Raw genomic sequence first — 19529 nt, forward strand, 5'->3', positions numbered from 1 at the left:
AATAATGGGCGTTTTAAATAAGAGATATTTTTATGAACGTATTGGATTTACGCTCAATACGCTGCCCACTTGCATTAGTCACTTTAAAACGTGAACTTATATCGACAGATGATATGAAAAACAGTTCACTCAAACTTCTTTTTTCTACTGAGCCTGCAATGTCAGACATTATTTTATATTTAAATAAAAAGTGTTATCAGTATCAATTAATGGAAGAGGGTGAGGTATTTGCATTGATAATTTTTAACCGTAAAAAAGGTAACTCTAAATGTTAACACAGTTAGCGAGCTGGTATAAAAACCGCTTTGCAGATCCCAACCTTAGTGTCTTGTTTCTATTATTGACAGGGGCTTTTTTCACTGTTTACTTCTTCGGTAGTATCCTCGCGCCACTTTTTGTCGCATTAATACTTGCATATATGCTGGAATGGCCGGTTAATTATCTGATGCGTTTTAAGTTAAATCGTACAGCCTCTACTTTTGTAGTCATGACAATATTTATTTCCTTAGCTGTGTTTGCATTTATTGGCATCTTACCAACTGTTTTTAAACAGGGGGCATCATTGACGCGAGATTTACCGAATATGTTTAATCAGGCACAACAGTATTTGGTGACACTACCGAGTCAGTATCCGGATATGATTGATACCATGACTATCACACTCGTGGTTGAGAATATTAGAAGTTATATTTTAGATAGTGGAGGGTTTTTATTATCGCATTCTTTTACGTCACTATTAAATATTGCCGCTCTGATTGTATACGCTATTTTAGTGCCGTTGATGATGGTTTTTATGCTCAAAGATAAACATCAGCTAATTCTTAGTGTTAAAAAATTCTTACCCGATAATATTAAATTAGTTGAGCAAGTTTGGATTGAGATGAATGGTCAAATAATGAATTATATACGTGGTAAAGTGATCGAAATATTGATTGTCGGAGTCGCTACTTACTTTGTGTTTTTCTTTATGGACTTGCGCTATTCGGCGTTGTTAGCTGTATTAGTTGGTCTATCTGTATTGATCCCATATATTGGAGCGGCTGCTGTTACTGTCCCTGTTGCTGTTGTTGCACTTTTCCAATGGGGCTTATCTCCTGACTTTGTTTACTTAATGATAGCCTATGGCATTGTACAAGCACTAGATGGCAATTTAATTGTGCCGCTGCTCTTTTCTGAAGCTGTGAATTTACACCCTGTTATCATTATTATTGCGGTACTGGTTTTTGGTGGACTATGGGGATTCTGGGGAGTGTTTTTTGCAATTCCGTTAGCAACACTGGTCAAAGCAGTACTAAATGCTTGGCCAACCAAAGAGCAACTTGCTCAGGCAGATGCGAACCTCGAACTAAAGAATGAGGTTAGCGCTAAATAACAGCTTTATAGTCACTTGCTATAATTTTAGTCGGTCAACACAGTTGACCTTTTGCTAAGTCAACTAGTGATTGCTCTCAATGCAATAGCGCTCTGATTACCTTTATTCTGTGTTGAAAAGTATTAATGAAATTGCAAGCATTCTATTCTAAGCATAAAAAAACCGCGATAAACGCGGTTTTTTTATGCTTTAATTTTCTTACTGTACTGGCTTTAAGCTTAACACATGTAATAAACGCTCAGGTGTATCAGGCCATACTGCTGGCATTCCACCTGGGTTTTGCTCGTTAAACCAACCAGTATAACGTTTAGTGTTGTATTGATAGTTATAGTTGGTACTCATCGTTGGAATAGTGGTTTGATTTGCTGCGATACGCTCTTGTATATCGTGCATAATTGCAAGCTGTTCAATTTTATCTGCTGTTTGCGTAAATGAATCGATAAGCTTATCTAGCTCCATATCTACATGGTGGTGAGCCGCAAAACGATCTTTATCCATTTGTGATGAGTGGAATGCAGTGAAGTAATAACGGTATGGGTTGGGTCCTGCAAAGTAGTTGGTGAAAGCTGCATCAAATCGCGCCTCTTTCATCTTATCGACCATTATTCCAAAGTCTGGAGTCGAAACCGTGGCATTAATGCCAACCTCTTTTAACCCCTCAACAGCAATTTGTACTGTATTAATAAAGTCAGACCAACCGTTTGGTACCATGATTCGAAACTTAATACGTTTTCCATCTGGCGACTCTACAAAACCATCGCCATTAATATCAATATAACCGCTGTCGGTTAGTAGTTGTTTTGCAGCCGACAGATTATATTTGTTGTACTTGCCATATTTATTTTGTACCTGAGGGTTTGACCATGCAATAAATTGATCACCAAGCGCATCAGGGTAATTATTGACTGACCAGTAGCCATAACCCGCCAATTCAATAATCGCTTTACGATCTAGTGCCATTGAAAACGCACGTCTAAAACTAACATCATTAAATGCAGCGCGATTAGTTGCTTTCGGCGACTTAAAGTTCAATATAAATGAAGCGCTACCTGCTGCTGGAAACCAATAATTATAATGCTCATTTTTAGCCACAAGAACTTCGTCAATATCAGGGATAAACGCAGAGGTCCAATCCAGATCACCTTTAATAGCTGCTGCCAGTAATTGCTCGTTTCCACTTATCTGTGGCATTTTAATGCAATCGACCTGCAGGTTTTTATCATCGTAGTAATTGGGATTACGGCACTGCACGTAGACACTTTCTTTAAAGACTTCTATTTTTGTAAACGGGCCTGTGCCAACGGGGTTTTCATTTTTGAAGGTTTCTGGTGAATCGATAGTTGACCAGATATGTTTAGCAACAATCGGGGCACGAACAATTTTATTGGCGATATTAGTATCGATGTTTGCTAATGACACTTTAACTTGACTACTACCTATTTTTTCAACTTGAGTAATGCTTTCTGCTAGCCCTTGTGGATCTAATGTGCCACCTTTATTGGCTAGCTGTAGAGAAAAAACGACATCATCTGCAGTGAATGCTGTTCCATCTGACCACTTGACATTATCCCTAATATCGAAAGTGATACTTTTTAAATCGCTAGCAAACCTATGACCGGTAGCAAGTCGATATTCTGCAGTTCCACCTTTTAAATCGTTAAATACAATTAAGGGTTCATAAATAAATTGCATGGTGGTTGGAACACGCTCTGATGCTAAAAATGGATTGAAATTTCTTTCCCATTTAGGTTGGAATTGTGACACCAAAGTAAGTACATTTTTTTTGCTATTCGTCTCATCGGCGATCGCGAAGGGTGAGATGACTGTACTCATTAATGCGGCGCCTAATAAGCCACAGAGTGTGCTTTTTCCCATTTTTAAAAACATAGATCTTCCTTGGTTAAATTCTTATTTAATAGGCTGATAATATATCAGTTTTTCTTTTTACTGGGGGATTTTCAACGACTAAGCGTGAGCTGATTCACGCCGAACATAGTGAAAATAAAGCCTTCAATTTTCCAACTAAAAAGTAATTGTATAAATATGTTTAATTTTTGTACCAAATTGTTTACTATTGCTAGCACAAATGGACTGTGACGTTAATCATGTTTTTATATTCGTCTTTGTAGGGAATTCATTATTCTTACTCAATAGGTCATTTAATTATGCAAATTCAAAGCTATCAAACTGTTCAAGCAATTCCTTCATCACAAAACGTGCAAAATTCCTCAGCAAGCGTTCATACCCCTAAGGCTGAACAAGGACTTCAAGTCTCACTCTCATCTCAGGCTAAACAATTGTCGCAGTCAGAAACTGACACAGGAAGATCGGCACAAATCCAACCCGTACCTTTACCAAGTGAGCCAACATCTCCGTTAAGTGGTGAACAGTTAGCCAAGGCGGTACAAATCAAAAAAGCGCAATTACATTACCAAGTTGCCTCTGATATGACTAATATAGTGACAGGGAATAACAAAGGTATTTCGGGTGCTACGGCTTATTATCTTTCTCAAAATGAAGATGCACGAGAAAGTACCCTAAACGCAAAATCACAACAACAATCTATTGATAATATGCAAGCTTATCAAGAACAAACTCAATCCTTATCAGAGCAATATAATTAACTTTTTTATAGAGATATAGGCGATATGTTTTATCCATTAAATCATGTCGATAAGGCATTTTTATTCGCGTTTAAACAGTGTAATGCTGTTTTAGGAAAATAGAGGATGCCTTCATACTAGATTCTCATCTATTTGCTAACTTTTAATAATGGTAATTAACCCTCCATTGCTTAATTCACTTTTTTAAATCTTATCCTTATAAACAGGTTTGTTTTGCTGTTGTTTTAAAAAAACGCTATAATTTGCGCCCACAAAATTGTGTGAAAAATTAAGGAAAATGGACGTGTTTGAGTTCCCCAATGTTAGTAAAAGCAGTATAAAAAATGATGTGTTATCAGGTTTAACCGTTGCCCTCGCACTTGTGCCAGAAGCGGTTGCTTTTGCATTCGTTGCTGGTGTTGACCCAATGGTTGGTCTTTATGCCGCCTTTATGGTGGGATTAATTACCTCAATTTTTGGTGGCCGTCCAGGCATGATCTCTGGTGCCACTGGTGCGATGGCTGTAGTCATGGTGTCACTTGTTTCGGAACATGGCCTGCAATATCTTTTTGCTGCGGTGTTGTTAGCCGGTTTATTACAAGTAATTTTTGGTGTTTTTCATTTGGGTAAGTTTATTCGAATGGTGCCACATTCAGTGATGATTGGCTTTGTAAATGGCCTCGCCATTGTTATTTTTTTGGCCCAGCTTGGGCAGTTTAAAGTTAAAAATGCGGCAGGAGAGCTAGAATGGCTTCAGGGCTCAGCACTTTATATCATGCTCGCACTCGCTCTCCTCACTATGCTTATAATCCATTTTTTGCCTAAGTTGACAACAGCAATTCCATCAACCTTGGTTGCGATAGTTGTTGTAACGTTACTGGTTTATTTTGTGCCTGCTCTTGAAACGCGTACAGTTGTTGATTTCTTGCGTTCAATGTCGGGCGATGAAAGCGCAACAATTGCTGGCTCGTTACCAACCTTTGCAATTCCAACAGTCCCTTTCTCGTTAGAAACGTTATACATCATTTTACCTTATGCTTTAATTTTAGCTGCCGTTGGTTTAATTGAGTCGTTACTGACTTTAACGGTGGTCGATGAAATGACGGGAACACGTGGCCGTGCAAATAAAGAGTGTATTGCACAGGGCGCTTCAAATATGGTTAACGGTGTCTTTGGCGGTATGGGGGGCTGTGCGATGATAGGGCAATCGATGATCAATATTAATTCTGGTGGGCGTGGCCGTCTCTCTGGTATTACTGCTGCTCTGGGCTTACTGGCTTTTATCTTGTTTGCTTCGGGCTTAATCGAAGTCGTTCCACTGGCAGCATTAGTTGGTGTGATGTTTATTGTTGTGCTTGGTACTTTTGAATGGGCTTCATTTAAGATGATGTCTAATGTGCCTAAAAAAGATGCTTTTGTGATTGTTTTGGTAAGTGCAGTGACAGTTATGACTGATTTAGCTATTGCCGTTTTTGTTGGTGTTATTGTTTCTGCATTAGTTTTTGCATGGGAGCATGCTCGTCATATTCATGTTGTAAGTCATGTGGATGAAGAAAAAGATGAAAAACTATATCGTGTAAACGGCCCTTTGTTTTTTGGTTCTACCAGTAACTTCTTAGAGTTGTTCGATATTAAAAATGATCCACATCATGTTATTGTTGACTTTGCAAGTTCGCGTGTTGTTGATCAATCTGCTATTGAAGCGATCAGTACTTTGACCGAGCGTTATCGTCGAGAGGGACGAAAAATCCATATTCGCCACTTAAGCCGAGATTGCCGTAAATTATTACATAAAGCAGGTGTGCTGGTTGAAGTTAATGTATTAGAAGATCCATCTTATAAAGTGGCTTCTGATACACTCGGTTAAAAAAGTAGGTAACGATGAGACCGCGCGAAAGCGCCGTCTCTATTTTTCTGAGTGGCGTGTTGGTAGGTAGGCAGCATCACATTTTGGGCTTTGGTTTGCATTCTTACTGTTCCAAACACAGTACCAAATGTTTTTGTTGCGTAGCATTTTCTTTTTACTTTTCATTTTGTATCTCCTTTTATTAAGTCGGATTAATTTAAATAACTAATATGACAGGGTTATGACAGCGTTTTTATCGTTTATTTGCGAAAGAACAAAGAAAGGGAGATTTTACTGTAAGATAATTAGTAAATATTAAGATGTGGCTGGGAAAAACATCATTAAAAATATGATACAGCGTTTATTAGAAAAAGAGTCTAAAATATTTTGTATTATCAGGAAAGCTGTGTCATAAATATGCCGTATAAGTCTCGTATAACGGTACAGTAGAATTATAAATAATTTTCATTATTGGTTGAGGTAAAGCGTGATTAAAAAAATTGGAATTTTAACAAGTGGTGGTGATGCACCTGGTATGAACCCTGCAATTCGTGCAGTTGTACGTAGCTGTTTAGCGAATGATATTGAGGTTTACGGTGTTTATGATGGATATGCCGGATTACATGCAGATAGAATTGAAAAATTAGAGCGTCGCTCTGTTTCAGATATTATCAACCGTGGTGGTACGTTCTTAGGTAGTGCACGTTTCCCAGAGTTTAAAGAGGAAAGTGTTCGTAGAGAAGCAATTAAAAACCTTGAAAAACATGGTATCGAAGCGCTTGTTGTTGTTGGCGGTGACGGATCTTACATGGGAGCGAAGAAACTAAGTGAAATGGGTTACCCATGTATTGGTATTCCAGGCACAATCGATAATGATATCGCAGGGACAGATTACACAATAGGCTTCATGACCTGTTTGAATACTATTGTGGATGCAGTAGACCGACTACGTGATACTTCATCATCTCATAATCGTATCTCTATCGTCGAAATTATGGGACGTTACTGTGGTGATTTAACCCTTTGGGCGTCGGTTGCTGGTGGTAGTGAATATGTAATTGTTCCTGAAAAAGGCTTTGATGAAGAAGAGTTGCTAGAGCAACTTGCACACGGTGAAGCTAAGGGCAAAAAACACGCTATTATTGCTATCACTGAACATGTGACCGATGTTAATGAGCTAGCAAAACGCATCGAAGAGAAAACGAAACGTGAAACACGAGCAACAATCTTGGGACATATTCAACGTGGTGGTGCGCCGATGGCTTTTGACCGCGTATTAGCAAGTCGCATGGGGGCTTTCAGTGTTGAACTACTGATGAAAGGTGAAAGTGCACGTTGTATCGGTATTCAAAATGGTAAAATGGTTCACCATGATATCATTCACTGTTTAGAAGAGATGAAACGTCCATTCCGTGAAGATTTATTTGATCTATCAAAAGATCTATTCTAAACACCTAAGGGTGTAACTGAAGTAAAAAACCTGCCTTTCGGTGGGTTTTTTTATGGGGATAAAAAAGTGAATAATTTCGAAAGGTTAGAACAAATTTATCAGGTAAATGAAATTTCTGAGCATTGTGTCGATATCAATTTTGCCTATGCTTTTGTATGCGCAATGGCCTGCTGTGAATTGGAATTAGAGCAATGGATGCCATCTTTATTTTTGAATGGTATTAGCGATTTTTCTAATGCCACGTTAGCTACTGAGTTTGCAAACGCTATTCTTGCTATTTATGAGCAATCTGAGCGCGATTATAGTAATACAGCTGAGTTAAATATCGATGCTATTGTATTAGCGGATGAACGCAGAGTGCATGCATATGCAAACGGTTATTTACAGGCAATGATATTGTTTGATAACTTAGAAATTAATACTTTTTGTGAAGGCTCTCCAGAGGCTAATTTACAACATACTTGTCTATTACTCCTTGATAAATTAACGTTTAATGAAGAGGTTGATGAGCAGAAAAAAGCTGTTTTTGCACAGCTTCCAGAGTACAGTGAAATTATCGCATTATTACCCACATTGCTAGGTCGTTACGGGCAACAGTGTAAACTGGCTAAAGCACAATGAATACAGAGCAGAAATACTTTTCTTTAGTGGCAGAAAATGAATTTTTTGTGATTATTAATAAGCTTAATAATGTTAATTTTCATAGTGAAGATGGCGAATATGGCGTAGTCGTAGCGCTTGAAAAGCGTCTAAAGCGAAAACTATATAGCGTGCACCGACTTGATAAAATGACTTCGGGTCTATTGATATTGGCAAAGTCTTCAATCGTAGCCAATGATTTGTCAATATTGTTTAAAACGCAACAGATAGAAAAATATTATTTAGCTATCAGTGACAAGAAACCTAAGAAGAAACAGGGATTGATAAAAGGTGGCATGGAAAAATCACGTCGCTCAATGTGGAAGCTGACTCCGAGTAAAGAAAACCTTGCTATAACACAATTTTTCAGTTTCCCATTAAGTGAAGGTAAGCGGTTATTTGTGGTCAAGCCTAAAACGGGTAAAACACACCAAATTCGTGTTGCACTCAAAAGTATCAGTAGTGCGATATGTGGTGATCATATCTATGCTGATAAAGATAATCAGTATGATAGAGGGTATTTGCATGCCTATGGCATCGCCTTTAACCTCTATGGGCATGATTACCGTTTCAGTTGCTTGCCAGAAACTGGGACATTATTTTTGCAAACCGTGTTTTTAGCACAGTTAGATAGTATTGGTGATGTTAGACAATTATCTTGGCCAAAAGTTTAATTGATTGCTTAGTGGGAAGATGGTTAATAAATAATTTAAATCACTATTTGTTGGATTATTGGGCTTTCAATACGATGTCTTCAAAGCGTTAATGCTATTAGCGCTTCTTGTCACAGTTTCATTTAAACCTCTACATATTTTTGTACTACACTTTTATTGAAAATTATATTTGAGAATATTTTTAAGGGAGCAGATGAGCTCTATTATCCTGCTTAATAAAAATGCCCGTATAGCTTTAACTTACATAACTAACAACGTAATGATTTTTGGTCTCATTTTTGTATGTTTAAAGCGATAAATATAATTAATCCTCATCATGTTTGAAGAAAAATGCCCCATTAGGTAAATGTAAATGGAGAAGGATGTACTAGTGAGTGATTTTATGATCCAAATAATTGAAGACGACGAAATCACTGATCTGGATGCTGATCAAAATAATGATTTATATTGGAAAGTCGCTATTGTTGATGACGATCAAGGGGTACACGATGTTACGCGATTAGCCCTTTCTGGTGTAAAAATACTGGGCAGAAAGCTTGAATTTATTTGTGCAATGTCAGGTAAAGAGGGGGCAGATTTACTTACCAATCATCCAGATTGTGCGGTTGTTTTACTTGATGTTGTGATGGAAACTTCAGATGCTGGTTTATTACTTGCTGATACCATTCGTAATCAATTAAAAATGGAAAATGTGCAAATTATTTTGCGTACAGGTCAACCTGGATATTGTCCCGAAGAAGAAGTGATCACACGCTATGAAATCAATGACTATAAAACCAAAAACGAACTAACCCGAGATAAGCTTTTTACCTCACTCGCAACGGCGATTCGTTCATATAGTCAATTAGTGGCATTGAATGAAAGTAAGAAGGGGCTAAGAAATGTCATTCAAGCTTCTGCTAGTTTGATGAAGGAACGCTCTGTTCATGCTTTTGCTAATGGTGTGCTACAACAAATCAATGCCTTATTTAATTTATCAGCACAGGGCATGTTTTGTGTTTCTCAGACCCCTTCAAAAGGGCCTGCTGAGTTAATAGATGGACCAAATAATCACTACTTTGTAGTAGCAACATCGCCACAATTTAATAACTTTTATGGAAAAGAGTTACAAGATGTTCAGCGTGGGCAGGCTGTAACAATAGCAAATAAGACTTTGCATAAAAAAGACAACATAATTGAAAAAGAGTTTTGTAGCCTTTATCTTTCTACGCCATCAGGCTGGGAAGGGGTAGTTGTTATTAATAGCCCTTTCAATTTAACCGATTTAGATGAAGAATTACTGAAACTTTTTTGTTTTAATGTTTCGCTAGGCTTAGAAAATGCGAAATTTTTCACTCACCTTAATGATGCTGCTTTTTTTGATAGCTTAACTGGTTTATATAACCGTAATGGTTTTATTGAGAATGCCCCTCGCATTGCTAAATTAGCTAAGCGTAACTTATCGCTTTTTATCGTTGACATTGATTACTTCCATGAAATTATAGAAAGCTTAGGTTTTGAATTTGGCAATCTCGTTCTAGCCTCTTTTACCTCATCACTAAATCGTGACTTTTTATCTGACGGGATCATTGCTCGGTTACATTCTGATGTGTTTGCTTTATTACTGCCTGATACCCAATGGTTATATCGAGACATTACTAAACAATGTTCAAAACCTTTTATGGTTAATAATAATTCGCTACGTTTAGGTGTAACTGTCGGTGCCGCAAACTGTGATATACGTGTTGAAAAATTGGATATAGAGCTGTTATTAAGACATGCAGAAATAGCCCTTAAGGTTGCCAAGGAGCACCAGCGGGGGGTAGGGCAATTATTTGAAGCAAAATTTGAAGATGATAAGCGCGCCCACCTTGATATATTGGCAGATCTTCGAACTGGTTTAGTTAAGCAAGAACTATTTATGGTGTTACAACCTAAGGTATCGATGAGCCGAGGCGATGTTGTCGGTTATGAAGCACTTATTCGTTGGGAGCATCCTGTAAAAGGGATGATTTCGCCAAATGCATTTATCCCTATCGCTGAACAATCTGGTTTGTATTTCGATATCGATATGTACGTTCTGAGGAAATCTTTTGAAGTAATCGAAAAAAATCCACAAATTTGTAAACCAATTTCAGTAAATATTTCAGCTAATTCATTACATCATTGTGACTTTATCAGTGAAGTTAAACAAATCATGACAGAGAAAAACTTTAATATCGAACAGATTGAAATTGAAGTAACTGAAAATGCGTTAGTTCGAAGTGATATGGCGATTAAACATCTTAGGGACCTTAAGGCTTTAGGGTTTGTTCTTTGCTTAGATGATTTTGGTGCGGGCTATTCATCGCTTTCATATTTACTTAAACTGCCATTAGATGTCATTAAAATTGATCGTACTTTTGTTACTCATATTGAAAAAGGAACTAAGGCGCTTGCTGTATTGGAAGGAATGTTACAAATATGTCAAAACCTTGATATGCGTGTTGTAGTGGAGGGGGTGGAAACACAAGAGCAGGCCGATCTATTAATGTCTTTAAATGCAGATATTGCACAGGGGTTTTTATATTATAAACCACTAACTATTGCGCAAGTGTTAGATGATGCGTTGTAACTATTATCAATAGGATGGAGATAATTATCTTCATCCTATTTTTATTTTAAGCATGGGTTACAGTTAACCCTTCTTTAAGCAAATTCAGTCCAGATAGGCGCATGATCAGAAGGTTTTTCTATCCCTCTTAATTCATAATCAATACCAGCATCAACAGTATTATTGGCTAGCTTTTGTGTTGCTAAAATTACATCAATACGTAAGCCTCGATTATCATCAAAACCACGTGAACGATAATCAAACCAACTAAACTGGTCATTTACTTCTGGATTTAATAACCGGAACGTGTCGGTAAAACCAAAATCCATTAATTTTTTCAGCCATTCACGCTCCTCAGGCAAGAAACTACATTTCTTAGTCTTTAACCAACGTTTAGCATTAACTTCGCCAATACCGATATCTAAATCCAAAGGAGAAATATTAATATCACCCATTACAATCACATTATCTGTGGCACTATGATACTCGTTAAGATAAGTATTTAAGTCGAGATAAAACTGACGCTTATAAGGGTATTTAGTTTCATGGGTCTGGCTTTCTCCCTGTGGAAAGTAACCATTTAAAATAGTTGTTTGTTCACCCTTATCATCTTCAAGGGTCACCATGATCATTCGTTTTTGGTGATCTTCATTATCGGTTGGAAACCCATACTGCACAGATACGGGTTCGTTTTTACATAGCATTGCTACGCCATAATGCCCTTTTTGACCATGGAAGTAGACGTGGTATCCCATCGCTTCTACAGCTTCTACTGGAAACATATCGTTATGTACTTTTATTTCTTGCAGGCCAATAACATCGGGTTGATGCTTGTCGATAATTGCTTGAAGTTGATGAAGGCGAGCACGAAGCCCATTAATATTGAAGGAGATCACTTTCATAAAAAAGCCCTAATTGAAAAAATCAGGGCTGAATGTAGCGTGCTGAGTTTAAAAACTCAACCACTTTAACTTAATGTGGCTAATACCCTGTGTAAATGGTCAAGGGTTTCGATACCACTATCGGTTAAATATCCACCATCGGGTAACGAGATAAGGCCTTTATCAAACAACGATTTAGCGGCTGTAATAACTGAGGGGTTAGCATCTTGATGGATTTTGATGCCTTCTAATTGAGAGTGCGTCGGAAACTTAGCCAGTAATTTCATTTCATCAAACAATGTATCAGGGAAATTTTTAATCATAATTGGTCACTTCTCTTAAATAGGGGAAGTTTCATCATAGGTATTTGAATTTAGATTGCAAATGAATCCATTCATATCTCAGCTTAATGACTAGGTTAGTTGGTGTAGATCAAAAAAGCCCTCAAGAAAACGACAACTTGAGGGCTTTAATAGTAAGGATTTGTTTTTAACTTTGTTTATAAACAAAGTTAAGTAATTAGATATTATGTTTACGAATTACCGTTAACATCTCTTTTAAGAGTTTAGGGTTGGCCGCTACCACGTTACCTGATTTCATGTAATCGTTGCCACCATTAAAGTCAGTCATCATTGCGCCTGATTCTTTAAGCAGTAATTCACCAGCTGCAATATCCCAAGGTTTCAAACCAAATTCCCAGAATCCATCCATACGACCTGTAGCAACGTAAGCTAGATCTAATGCAGCACTACCAGAGCGACGCATATCTGCGACTTCAAGAAAGAAATCGTTAAAAATCTCAAGATAAGTTTTAGTGTGGTGTTTCTGTTTGAATGGGAAGCCGGTTGCTAATAGTGTACCAGCTAGTTTTGGCACATCACTTGTACGAGTACGGTAACCATTAATTTGTGAACTTTGGCCTTTAACGGCTGAGAATATTTCGTTACGGATAGGATCAAATACGATACCGACTTCTGTACGGCCTTTAATTTTTAAGGCAATAGAAACAGCAAAATGTGGAATGCCGTGGATGAAGTTGGTAGTACCATCTAAGGGGTCAATAATCCATTGGTGATCTTTATCTTTGCCTTCGATAATGCCTGATTCTTCACAAACAAAGCTGTGGTCAGGGTATGATTTTTGTAATGTACCAATAATTGCAAGCTCAGCTTCTTTATCAACGCTGCTGACATAGTCATTTAGAGATTTTTCTTCAACTTCAACTGATTCTAGACTTTCGTAGCCTTTAACAATTACTTTACCTGCGTTACGGGCAGCACGAATTGCAATATTTAACATTGGATGCATTGGATCACCATTAGATTGTAAAAGAACATGAAGGGATATTCCTTCGGCGCAAAATTATACACAGGTCACAAAAATGTGCAATTCTTTCTCTGTATTTAATCTATTTTTTTGTCTTATTAATTCTGCTAAACTTCGCGCTTATTTTTGCCTCGCTGTGAATAGCGAATAATTTTCAAGGAACACTTATGTTAGATAATGTACGTATCATTTTAATTGGTACTTCTCACCCTGGTAACATTGGTAGCGCTGCACGTGCAATGAAAACAATGGGATTATCAAACCTCGTGTTAGTCGATCCTGAGTGCGAAATTGATGGAAAGTCGGTGGCACTCTCAGCTGGCGCAGGCGACGTATTAAAAAACCACCAACGTTTTGATACATTAGATGAAGCGATTGCCGACTGTGGCTTAGTCATCGGCGCTAGCGCACGTCCTAGAACGCTTGATTGGCCAATGCTTGATCCAAGAGAAATGGGGGTTAAAGCAGTTGTTGAAGGACAAAAGCATCCTATTGCTTTAGTCTTTGGTCGTGAAAATAGTGGTTTGACTAACGATGAACTACAAAAGTGTCATTTTCATGTATTTATTCCCGCTAACCCTGAATATAGTTCATTAAACCTTGCGATGGCAGTACAGACTCTGAGCTATGAAATACGTATGGCATTTTTAGCTTCAACTGCTTATCCAGAGCAGGTTGAAGAGTACCCGCTTGCTGAAGAAATCGAAGGCATGTTTAAACACCTCGAAGAAACATTAATTGATACGCGCTTTATCGTGCCTGCTCACCCTGGATTAGTGATGACAAAATTGCGTCGCTTCTTTAATCGTGCTCGTCCTGAAGTTGCAGAGCTTCGAATGTGGCGTGGGGTGTTAAGTAGTGTACAAAAATCACTTATATCTGCGCGACAAAGTGAAAAAACAGACGTAAAATAAACCATTAAACGTGCATGGTTATTTAGTTGACAAAAATAGTCGGGTATTTGGCTGTTTTTAGTTGACTAATTTAGTCAGGTATTTATACTTCACTCATAAGTTCATGGGCAAATTACCTCGTTTTCCCTCTTAAATATAAGTGAAGTTTATGAAACTAACCTCAAAAGGCCGCTACGCGGTAACTGCAATGTTAGATGTTGCGATTAAAGAGCATATGGGACCAGTTCCATTAGCTGATATTTCTGAGCGTCAGGGAATTTCGTTGTCCTATTTAGAGCAACTTTTTTCTAAATTACGTAAAAAGGAGCTAGTGAGTAGCGTTCGTGGGCCGGGTGGTGGTTATCTACTTGGCAAAACACGCGATGAAATATCTGTTGCCATGATCATTGATGCCGTGAATGAATCGGTTGATGTACGAAAATGTACTGGCGAAAGTGGCTGTAATGAAAATGGCGTACAATGCTTAACGCATTCATTATGGGAACAACTAAGTGATCGAATTAGTAGCTTTTTAGATGGCATTACCCTAGCAGAGTTGATGGAAACTGATCACGTACAAACTATTTCTGAAATTCAAAATAATAAATTCAAACAGACTGCACAATTGGATGTGAAAATCACTCGATAAGGCAGTGGAGAAAAAAATGAAATTACCAATTTACCTTGATTACTCAGCTACAACGCCTGTTGATCCCCGTGTTGCTGAACTTATGATGAAATATTTAACAATGGATGGCGAGTTTGGTAACCCAGCTTCTCGTTCACATCGTTTTGGTTGGCAAGCTGAAGAAGCAGTAGACATTGCACGTGAGCAGATTGCAGACTTAATTAATGCTGATTCACGTGAAATTGTTTTTACTTCTGGTGCGACTGAATCAAACAACCTTGCTATTAAAGGTGCTGCGCATTTTTACGGTAAAAAAGGTAAACATATTATTACCGCTAAAACAGAGCATAAAGCTGTTTTGGATACTTGTCGCCAGCTTGAGCGTGAAGGTTATGAAGTTACTTATCTTGAGCCTGGTAGTGACGGCATTGTTACACCACAACAACTTAAAGATACATTACGTGAAGACACTGTCCTAGTGAGCTTGATGCACGTAAATAATGAGATTGGTGTTATCCAAGATATCGAAGCATTTGGTGAGATTTGTCGTGCTAACAAAATTGTTTTACATGTCGATGCAGCCCAAAGTGCTGGTAAAATAGAGATTGACGTGAAAAAAATGAAAGTTGATTTGATCTCTTTTTCTGCACATAAAATCTATGGTCCAAAAGGCATAGGTGCACTCTATGTTTCACGTAAACCACGTATTCGCCTTGAGGGACAGATGCATGGTGGTGGACATGAGCGTGGTATGCGAAGTGGTACACTTCCAACGCATCAAATTGTGGCAATGGGTGAAGCATTCCGTATTGCAAAAGACGAGATGGTTGAAGAAGCTGCCCGTACACTTAAATTACGTACACGCCTATTAGAAGGTGTCAGTGATATGGAAGAGGTGTATGTAAATGGCTCAATGGATAGTCGTATCGCAGGCAACATTAATATCAGCTTTAACTATGTAGAAGGTGAGTCATTAGTTATGGCTCTGAAAGATTTAGCCGTATCATCAGGTAGCGCATGTACTTCAGCAAGTTTAGAGCCGTCTTATGTACTTCGTGCAATTGGTCGAGATGATGAATTAGCTCATAGCTCAATCCGTTTTAGTATTGGACGTTTTACTACCGAAGCTGAAATCGATTATGCAATTAAAATTATTCGTGAAAATATTGGTAAGTTACGTGATATGTCACCTCTTTGGGATATGTACAAAGAAGGTATCGATATCAATAGCATTGAATGGTCACATCACTAAAAATGGTTGTTAGCTTTATCATTTAAACCTGTTTTATACAGCTTAATTGGTAAAGCAAAATTAACGCCTTTGACTTGAATAAGATTCAATGGCGTTTAATAAACGGCTTTATATAGATAAAATAAATTAAAAATAAGGAATCAAGATCATGGCTTACAGCGAAAAAGTAATAGATCATTACGAAAACCCACGCAATGTGGGATCATTTGATAAAGATGATAAAAATGTTGCAACAGGTATGGTCGGTGCGCCAGCATGTGGTGATGTAATGAAACTGCAGCTTAAAATTGATGACAATGGTGTGATTGAAGATGCTAAGTTCAAAACTTACGGTTGTGGTAGCGCCATTGCATCTAGCTCATTAGTAACTGAATGGGTTAAAGGGAAAACATTGGATGAAGCCGCTTCAATTACCAATACAGAAATCACTGCTGAGCTTGCTTTACCACCAGTAAAAATTCACTGCTCTATTCTTGCAGAAGATGCAATTAAAGCTGCAATCGATGATTACAAAAGTAAACACGCTTAATAAAAACGGGTAAAGGAGTCTATTTTGGCTATCACAATGACAGAGCCGGCAGCAAAACATGTTGCTAATTTTCTGGCTAATCGCGGCAAAGGCATTGGTTTACGTCTAGGCGTCAAAACCTCTGGTTGCTCAGGAATGGCTTATGTACTTGAGTTTGTTGATGTATTAAATGAAGATGATGAAGTATTTGTCGATAAAGGTGTAAAAATCATTGTTGATAAAAAGAGCCTTGTTTACCTTGATGGCACTGAGCTTGATTTTGTTAAAGAGGGCCTAAATGAAGGTTTCGAATTTAACAACCCAAATACCGATGGTGAATGTGGGTGTGGTGAAAGCTTCAGCGTTTAAATAAATGAGTGTTGTTGTATATCAACGTGCAACAACACTATTTGCTTCGATATTACTTATTTCTCATGCCACCAGTAGGATCTTATTTTGAACTACTTTCAAATTTTCTCATTACCTGCACAATTTAATATTGATAAAACCCAACTTTCATCTACCTACCGTGAATTACAAAAGCAGTATCATCCCGACAAGTCGGTGATGTTGTCAGATAGCGAACGTCTTACTGCTATGCAAAAAAGCACAGAAATAAATGATGCATATCAAACATTAAAAAACAGTTGCTTACGTGCTCAGTATTTACTATTACTTGCCGGTGTTGATATTGCACTTGAGCAACGAACGCTTCAGGACACTGGCTTTTTAATGCAACAGATGCAATGGAGAGAGCAGATTGAGTCTTTCACTGAAGATGATGAAGATGCAATTGAATCGTTTAGTGAAAATATACAACAGCAAGTTAATGATTTAGAATCTGAGATAGAATTGCAGTTACATGAAAAGGCATTTGAAGCCACTGCTGATAGTGTTCGAAAATTAAAATTTATGCTCAAACTACAAACTGAAATTGAGCAACTTGAAGAAAAACTCTTCGATTAATACTAAAGGTTATAACTGTTATGGCACTACTGCAAATTGCTGAGCCCGGATTATCGGCTGCACCTCATCAGCATAAACTCGCCGTGGGTATCGATTTGGGTACCACTAATTCATTAGTCGCAACTGTGCGAAGTGGTAAAGCCACTGCATTGGTTGATGAAAATGGCCAAGATATGTTGCCATCGGTTATTCATTATGGTGAAAACCAACAAATTACTACCGGATATACAGCGCAACAAAAATTGGTGAGTGATCCACTTAATACGCTTGTTTCAGTAAAAAGGTTGATCGGGAAGTCAATGCTCGATGTCGATCAAACTCACCTACCTTATGAATTCAGTACTCATGAAAGCGGATTAGCTGAAATCGTTACCCGTAGTGGTGTGATAAATGCAGTACAAGCATCAAGCGAGATATTAAAAACACTCAAGCAACGTGCTTTTGATAGTATGCAAGGTGAACTTGATGGTGTGGTGATCACTGTACCGGCATATTTTGATGATGCACAGCGTCAAGGAACAAAGGATGCTGCTAGGTTAGCGGGGTTACATGTTTTACGGCTATTAAATGAGCCAACGGCTGCGGCCATTGCCTACGGATTAGATTCTGGTCAAGAAGGGCTAATTGCTGTTTATGATCTTGGTGGTGGTACATTTGATATCTCCATTTTACGCTTACATAAAGGTGTTTTTGAAGTCTTAGCAACTGGTGGAGACTCTGCCTTAGGCGGAGATGATTTTGATCATGCTATTGTTGAATGGATTAAAACAGAAGCCAATATAAGTGACGTATTAACGCCTACATTACAGCAAGAGTTATTAAAGGTTGCTCGCGCAGCAAAACAGCGACTCAGTGATCACGATGAAGCTTCCATCAACTTAACCAATTTTGATTTAACGCTGACGCTAACTAAAACAACCTTTGAAACTCTAATTGAAAAGTTAGTAAAGAAAACATTGCGTGCCTGTAAACGTGCTGTTAAAGATGCGCAAGTTTCATTAGACGAGATAGTACAAGTTGTTATGGTCGGTGGCTCAACTCGTGTCCCTTTAGTGCGGAATAAAGTAAGCGAATATTTCCAGCGTGAGGTACTCACTTCAATCGATCCGGATAAAGTGGTCGCGATTGGTGCAGCTATTCAAGCGGATATTTTAGTTGGTAATAAACCAGACTCGGAGATGCTACTTCTTGATGTATTACCGCTTTCGCTTGGCCTGGAGACAATGGGGGAATTAGTCGAAAAAGTAATCCCACGCAATACAACTATCCCCGTAGCCCGTGCACAGGAGTTTACTACTTTTAAAGATGGTCAAACTGCTATGCTGATTCATGTGCTTCAGGGCGAGCGCGAACAGGTAAAAGATTGCCGTTCTCTAGCGCGTTTTGTATTAACGGATATTCCGCCAATGGCCGCAGGTGCTGCCCATATTCGTGTTACCTTTCAGGTAGATGCTGATGGCTTATTAAGTGTCACTGCAATGGAAAAATCATCGGGTGTGCAAGCTAATATTGAAGTAAAACCTTCTTATGGTTTAAGTGATGCACAAGTGATGGAGATGCTCAGTGCATCGCAAACCTTTGCACAGCAAGATATCGAAGCTCGTATGCTCATAGAGCAACAGGTTGAGGTAAAACGTGTTATTGAAAACTTGCAGGGTGCATTAGCTAAAGATGGACGTGAGTTATTAGATGATGATGAATTTGCGGTTATTGAAAAAAATATTGAAGTATTAGCTAAAATTGGTGAAGGCACCGATGTACAAGCAATTAAAGAAGCATTGAAAGCGATTGATAAATTGACCGACCATTACGCATCACTGCGTATGGATGCATCTATTAATAAAGCGCTTACAGGACAGTCTGTGGACACGATCTAACGTTATCGTATTAGCTACAGTAACAAATAAACAACACAATTA

General features: G+C 38.1%; 20 protein-coding genes. 15 read left to right on the forward strand and 5 right to left on the reverse strand.

Annotated elements, in window-relative coordinates; genetic code table 11:
• Nucleotides 1–32 precede the first annotated feature (32 nt).
• Together CW745_RS01565 and CW745_RS01570 are read left to right on the forward strand one after the other, a co-directional pair.
• Complete coding sequence (locus CW745_RS01565; RefSeq protein WP_101106627.1) at nt 33–275, forward strand: sulfurtransferase TusA family protein; 243 nt, start codon at nt 33–35, stop codon at nt 273–275.
• On the forward strand, nt 269–1372 hold the full coding sequence (locus CW745_RS01570; RefSeq protein ID WP_101106628.1) for an AI-2E family transporter: 1104 nt from the start codon (nt 269–271) through the stop codon (nt 1370–1372). The genes CW745_RS01565 and CW745_RS01570 overlap by 7 nt, the downstream gene beginning before the upstream one ends.
• Before the next feature lie 198 nt (nt 1373–1570).
• Here CW745_RS01570 and CW745_RS01575 read toward each other — a convergent pair whose 3' ends face one another.
• Nucleotides 1571–3259, reverse strand: a complete 1689-nt coding sequence (locus CW745_RS01575) for an ABC transporter substrate-binding protein (protein WP_193755511.1) — start codon at nt 3257–3259, stop codon at nt 1571–1573.
• 278 nt (nt 3260–3537) lie between these two features.
• Between CW745_RS01575 and CW745_RS01580 the strand changes: the two genes are divergently transcribed.
• Both CW745_RS01580 and CW745_RS01585 read left to right on the forward strand, forming a co-directional pair.
• On the forward strand, nt 3538–3996 hold the full coding sequence (locus CW745_RS01580; protein ID WP_101106629.1) for a hypothetical protein: 459 nt from the start codon (nt 3538–3540) through the stop codon (nt 3994–3996).
• Between the two features lie 277 nt (nt 3997–4273).
• Nucleotides 4274–5842 carry a SulP family inorganic anion transporter gene (locus tag CW745_RS01585; protein WP_202973135.1) on the forward strand — a complete coding sequence of 523 codons (1569 nt, stop codon included), beginning with the start codon at nt 4274–4276 and terminating at the stop codon, nt 5840–5842.
• A gap of 39 nt (nt 5843–5881) precedes the next feature.
• Here CW745_RS01585 and CW745_RS16970 read toward each other — a convergent pair whose 3' ends face one another.
• Entirely contained in the window at nt 5882–6007 is a 126-nt protein-coding gene (locus CW745_RS16970; RefSeq protein ID WP_274521217.1) for a hypothetical protein, read from the reverse strand.
• 301 nt (nt 6008–6308) lie between these two features.
• Between CW745_RS16970 and pfkA the strand changes: the two genes are divergently transcribed.
• The 4 genes from pfkA to CW745_RS01605 all read left to right on the forward strand — a co-directional run bounded on the left by pfkA (nt 6309) and on the right by CW745_RS01605 (nt 11177).
• Nucleotides 6309–7271, forward strand: coding sequence for a 6-phosphofructokinase (pfkA, locus tag CW745_RS01590; protein WP_101106631.1), 963 nt, complete (start codon nt 6309–6311; stop codon nt 7269–7271).
• A gap of 66 nt (nt 7272–7337) precedes the next feature.
• Nucleotides 7338–7892, forward strand: a complete 555-nt coding sequence (locus tag CW745_RS01595; RefSeq protein ID WP_193755512.1) for a UPF0149 family protein — start codon at nt 7338–7340, stop codon at nt 7890–7892.
• The gene (locus tag CW745_RS01600) at nt 7889–8584 is read left to right on the forward strand and encodes a TIGR01621 family pseudouridine synthase (protein ID WP_101106633.1); all 696 of its coding nucleotides are present in this window, start codon (nt 7889–7891) and stop codon (nt 8582–8584) included. Before CW745_RS01595 ends, CW745_RS01600 begins: the two co-directional genes overlap by 4 nt.
• Nucleotides 8585–8954: 370 nt before the next feature.
• Nucleotides 8955–11177 (forward strand): EAL domain-containing protein, encoded by a 2223-nt coding sequence (locus CW745_RS01605; RefSeq protein ID WP_101107069.1) that lies wholly within the window; start codon nt 8955–8957, stop codon nt 11175–11177.
• A 74-nt stretch (nt 11178–11251) separates the two neighbouring features.
• Here CW745_RS01605 and xthA read toward each other — a convergent pair whose 3' ends face one another.
• The 3 genes from xthA to suhB form a co-directional block, all read right to left on the reverse strand.
• A complete protein-coding gene (gene xthA / locus CW745_RS01610) occupies nt 11252–12058 on the reverse strand; it encodes an exodeoxyribonuclease III (protein WP_101106634.1) in 807 nt (268 codons plus the stop codon).
• Nucleotides 12059–12123: 65 nt separating this feature from the next.
• Complete coding sequence (locus tag CW745_RS01615) at nt 12124–12360, reverse strand: TIGR02647 family protein (RefSeq protein ID WP_101106635.1); 237 nt, start codon at nt 12358–12360, stop codon at nt 12124–12126.
• A gap of 196 nt (nt 12361–12556) precedes the next feature.
• Entirely contained in the window at nt 12557–13345 is a 789-nt protein-coding gene (gene suhB, locus CW745_RS01620) for an inositol-1-monophosphatase (protein ID WP_101106636.1), read from the reverse strand.
• A 185-nt stretch (nt 13346–13530) separates the two neighbouring features.
• Here suhB and trmJ point away from each other — a divergent pair, with 185 nt between their 5' ends.
• From trmJ to hscA, 7 genes are all read left to right on the forward strand, one after another.
• Nucleotides 13531–14277 carry a tRNA (cytosine(32)/uridine(32)-2'-O)-methyltransferase TrmJ gene (gene trmJ / locus CW745_RS01625; protein ID WP_101106637.1) on the forward strand — a complete coding sequence of 249 codons (747 nt, stop codon included), beginning with the start codon at nt 13531–13533 and terminating at the stop codon, nt 14275–14277.
• A 148-nt stretch (nt 14278–14425) separates the two neighbouring features.
• The gene (gene iscR / locus CW745_RS01630; RefSeq protein ID WP_101106638.1) at nt 14426–14905 is read left to right on the forward strand and encodes a Fe-S cluster assembly transcriptional regulator IscR; all 480 of its coding nucleotides are present in this window, start codon (nt 14426–14428) and stop codon (nt 14903–14905) included.
• Nucleotides 14906–14921: 16 nt separating this feature from the next.
• On the forward strand, nt 14922–16136 hold the full coding sequence (locus CW745_RS01635; RefSeq protein ID WP_101106639.1) for an IscS subfamily cysteine desulfurase: 1215 nt from the start codon (nt 14922–14924) through the stop codon (nt 16134–16136).
• 148 nt (nt 16137–16284) lie between these two features.
• The gene (gene iscU / locus CW745_RS01640; protein ID WP_101106640.1) at nt 16285–16665 is read left to right on the forward strand and encodes a Fe-S cluster assembly scaffold IscU; all 381 of its coding nucleotides are present in this window, start codon (nt 16285–16287) and stop codon (nt 16663–16665) included.
• Between the two features lie 24 nt (nt 16666–16689).
• Nucleotides 16690–17013, forward strand: coding sequence for an iron-sulfur cluster assembly protein IscA (iscA, locus tag CW745_RS01645; RefSeq protein WP_101106641.1), 324 nt, complete (start codon nt 16690–16692; stop codon nt 17011–17013).
• Between the two features lie 87 nt (nt 17014–17100).
• Nucleotides 17101–17610: a co-chaperone HscB gene (gene hscB / locus CW745_RS01650; protein WP_101106642.1), complete on the forward strand. Its 510-nt coding sequence runs from the start codon at nt 17101–17103 to the stop codon at nt 17608–17610.
• Between the two features lie 20 nt (nt 17611–17630).
• On the forward strand, nt 17631–19487 hold the full coding sequence (hscA, locus tag CW745_RS01655; protein ID WP_101106643.1) for a Fe-S protein assembly chaperone HscA: 1857 nt from the start codon (nt 17631–17633) through the stop codon (nt 19485–19487).
• Nucleotides 19488–19529: the final 42 nt, after the last annotated feature.

Source organism: Psychromonas sp. psych-6C06 (genome assembly GCF_002835465.1).
Classification (GTDB): Bacteria; Pseudomonadota; Gammaproteobacteria; order Enterobacterales; family Psychromonadaceae; genus Psychromonas.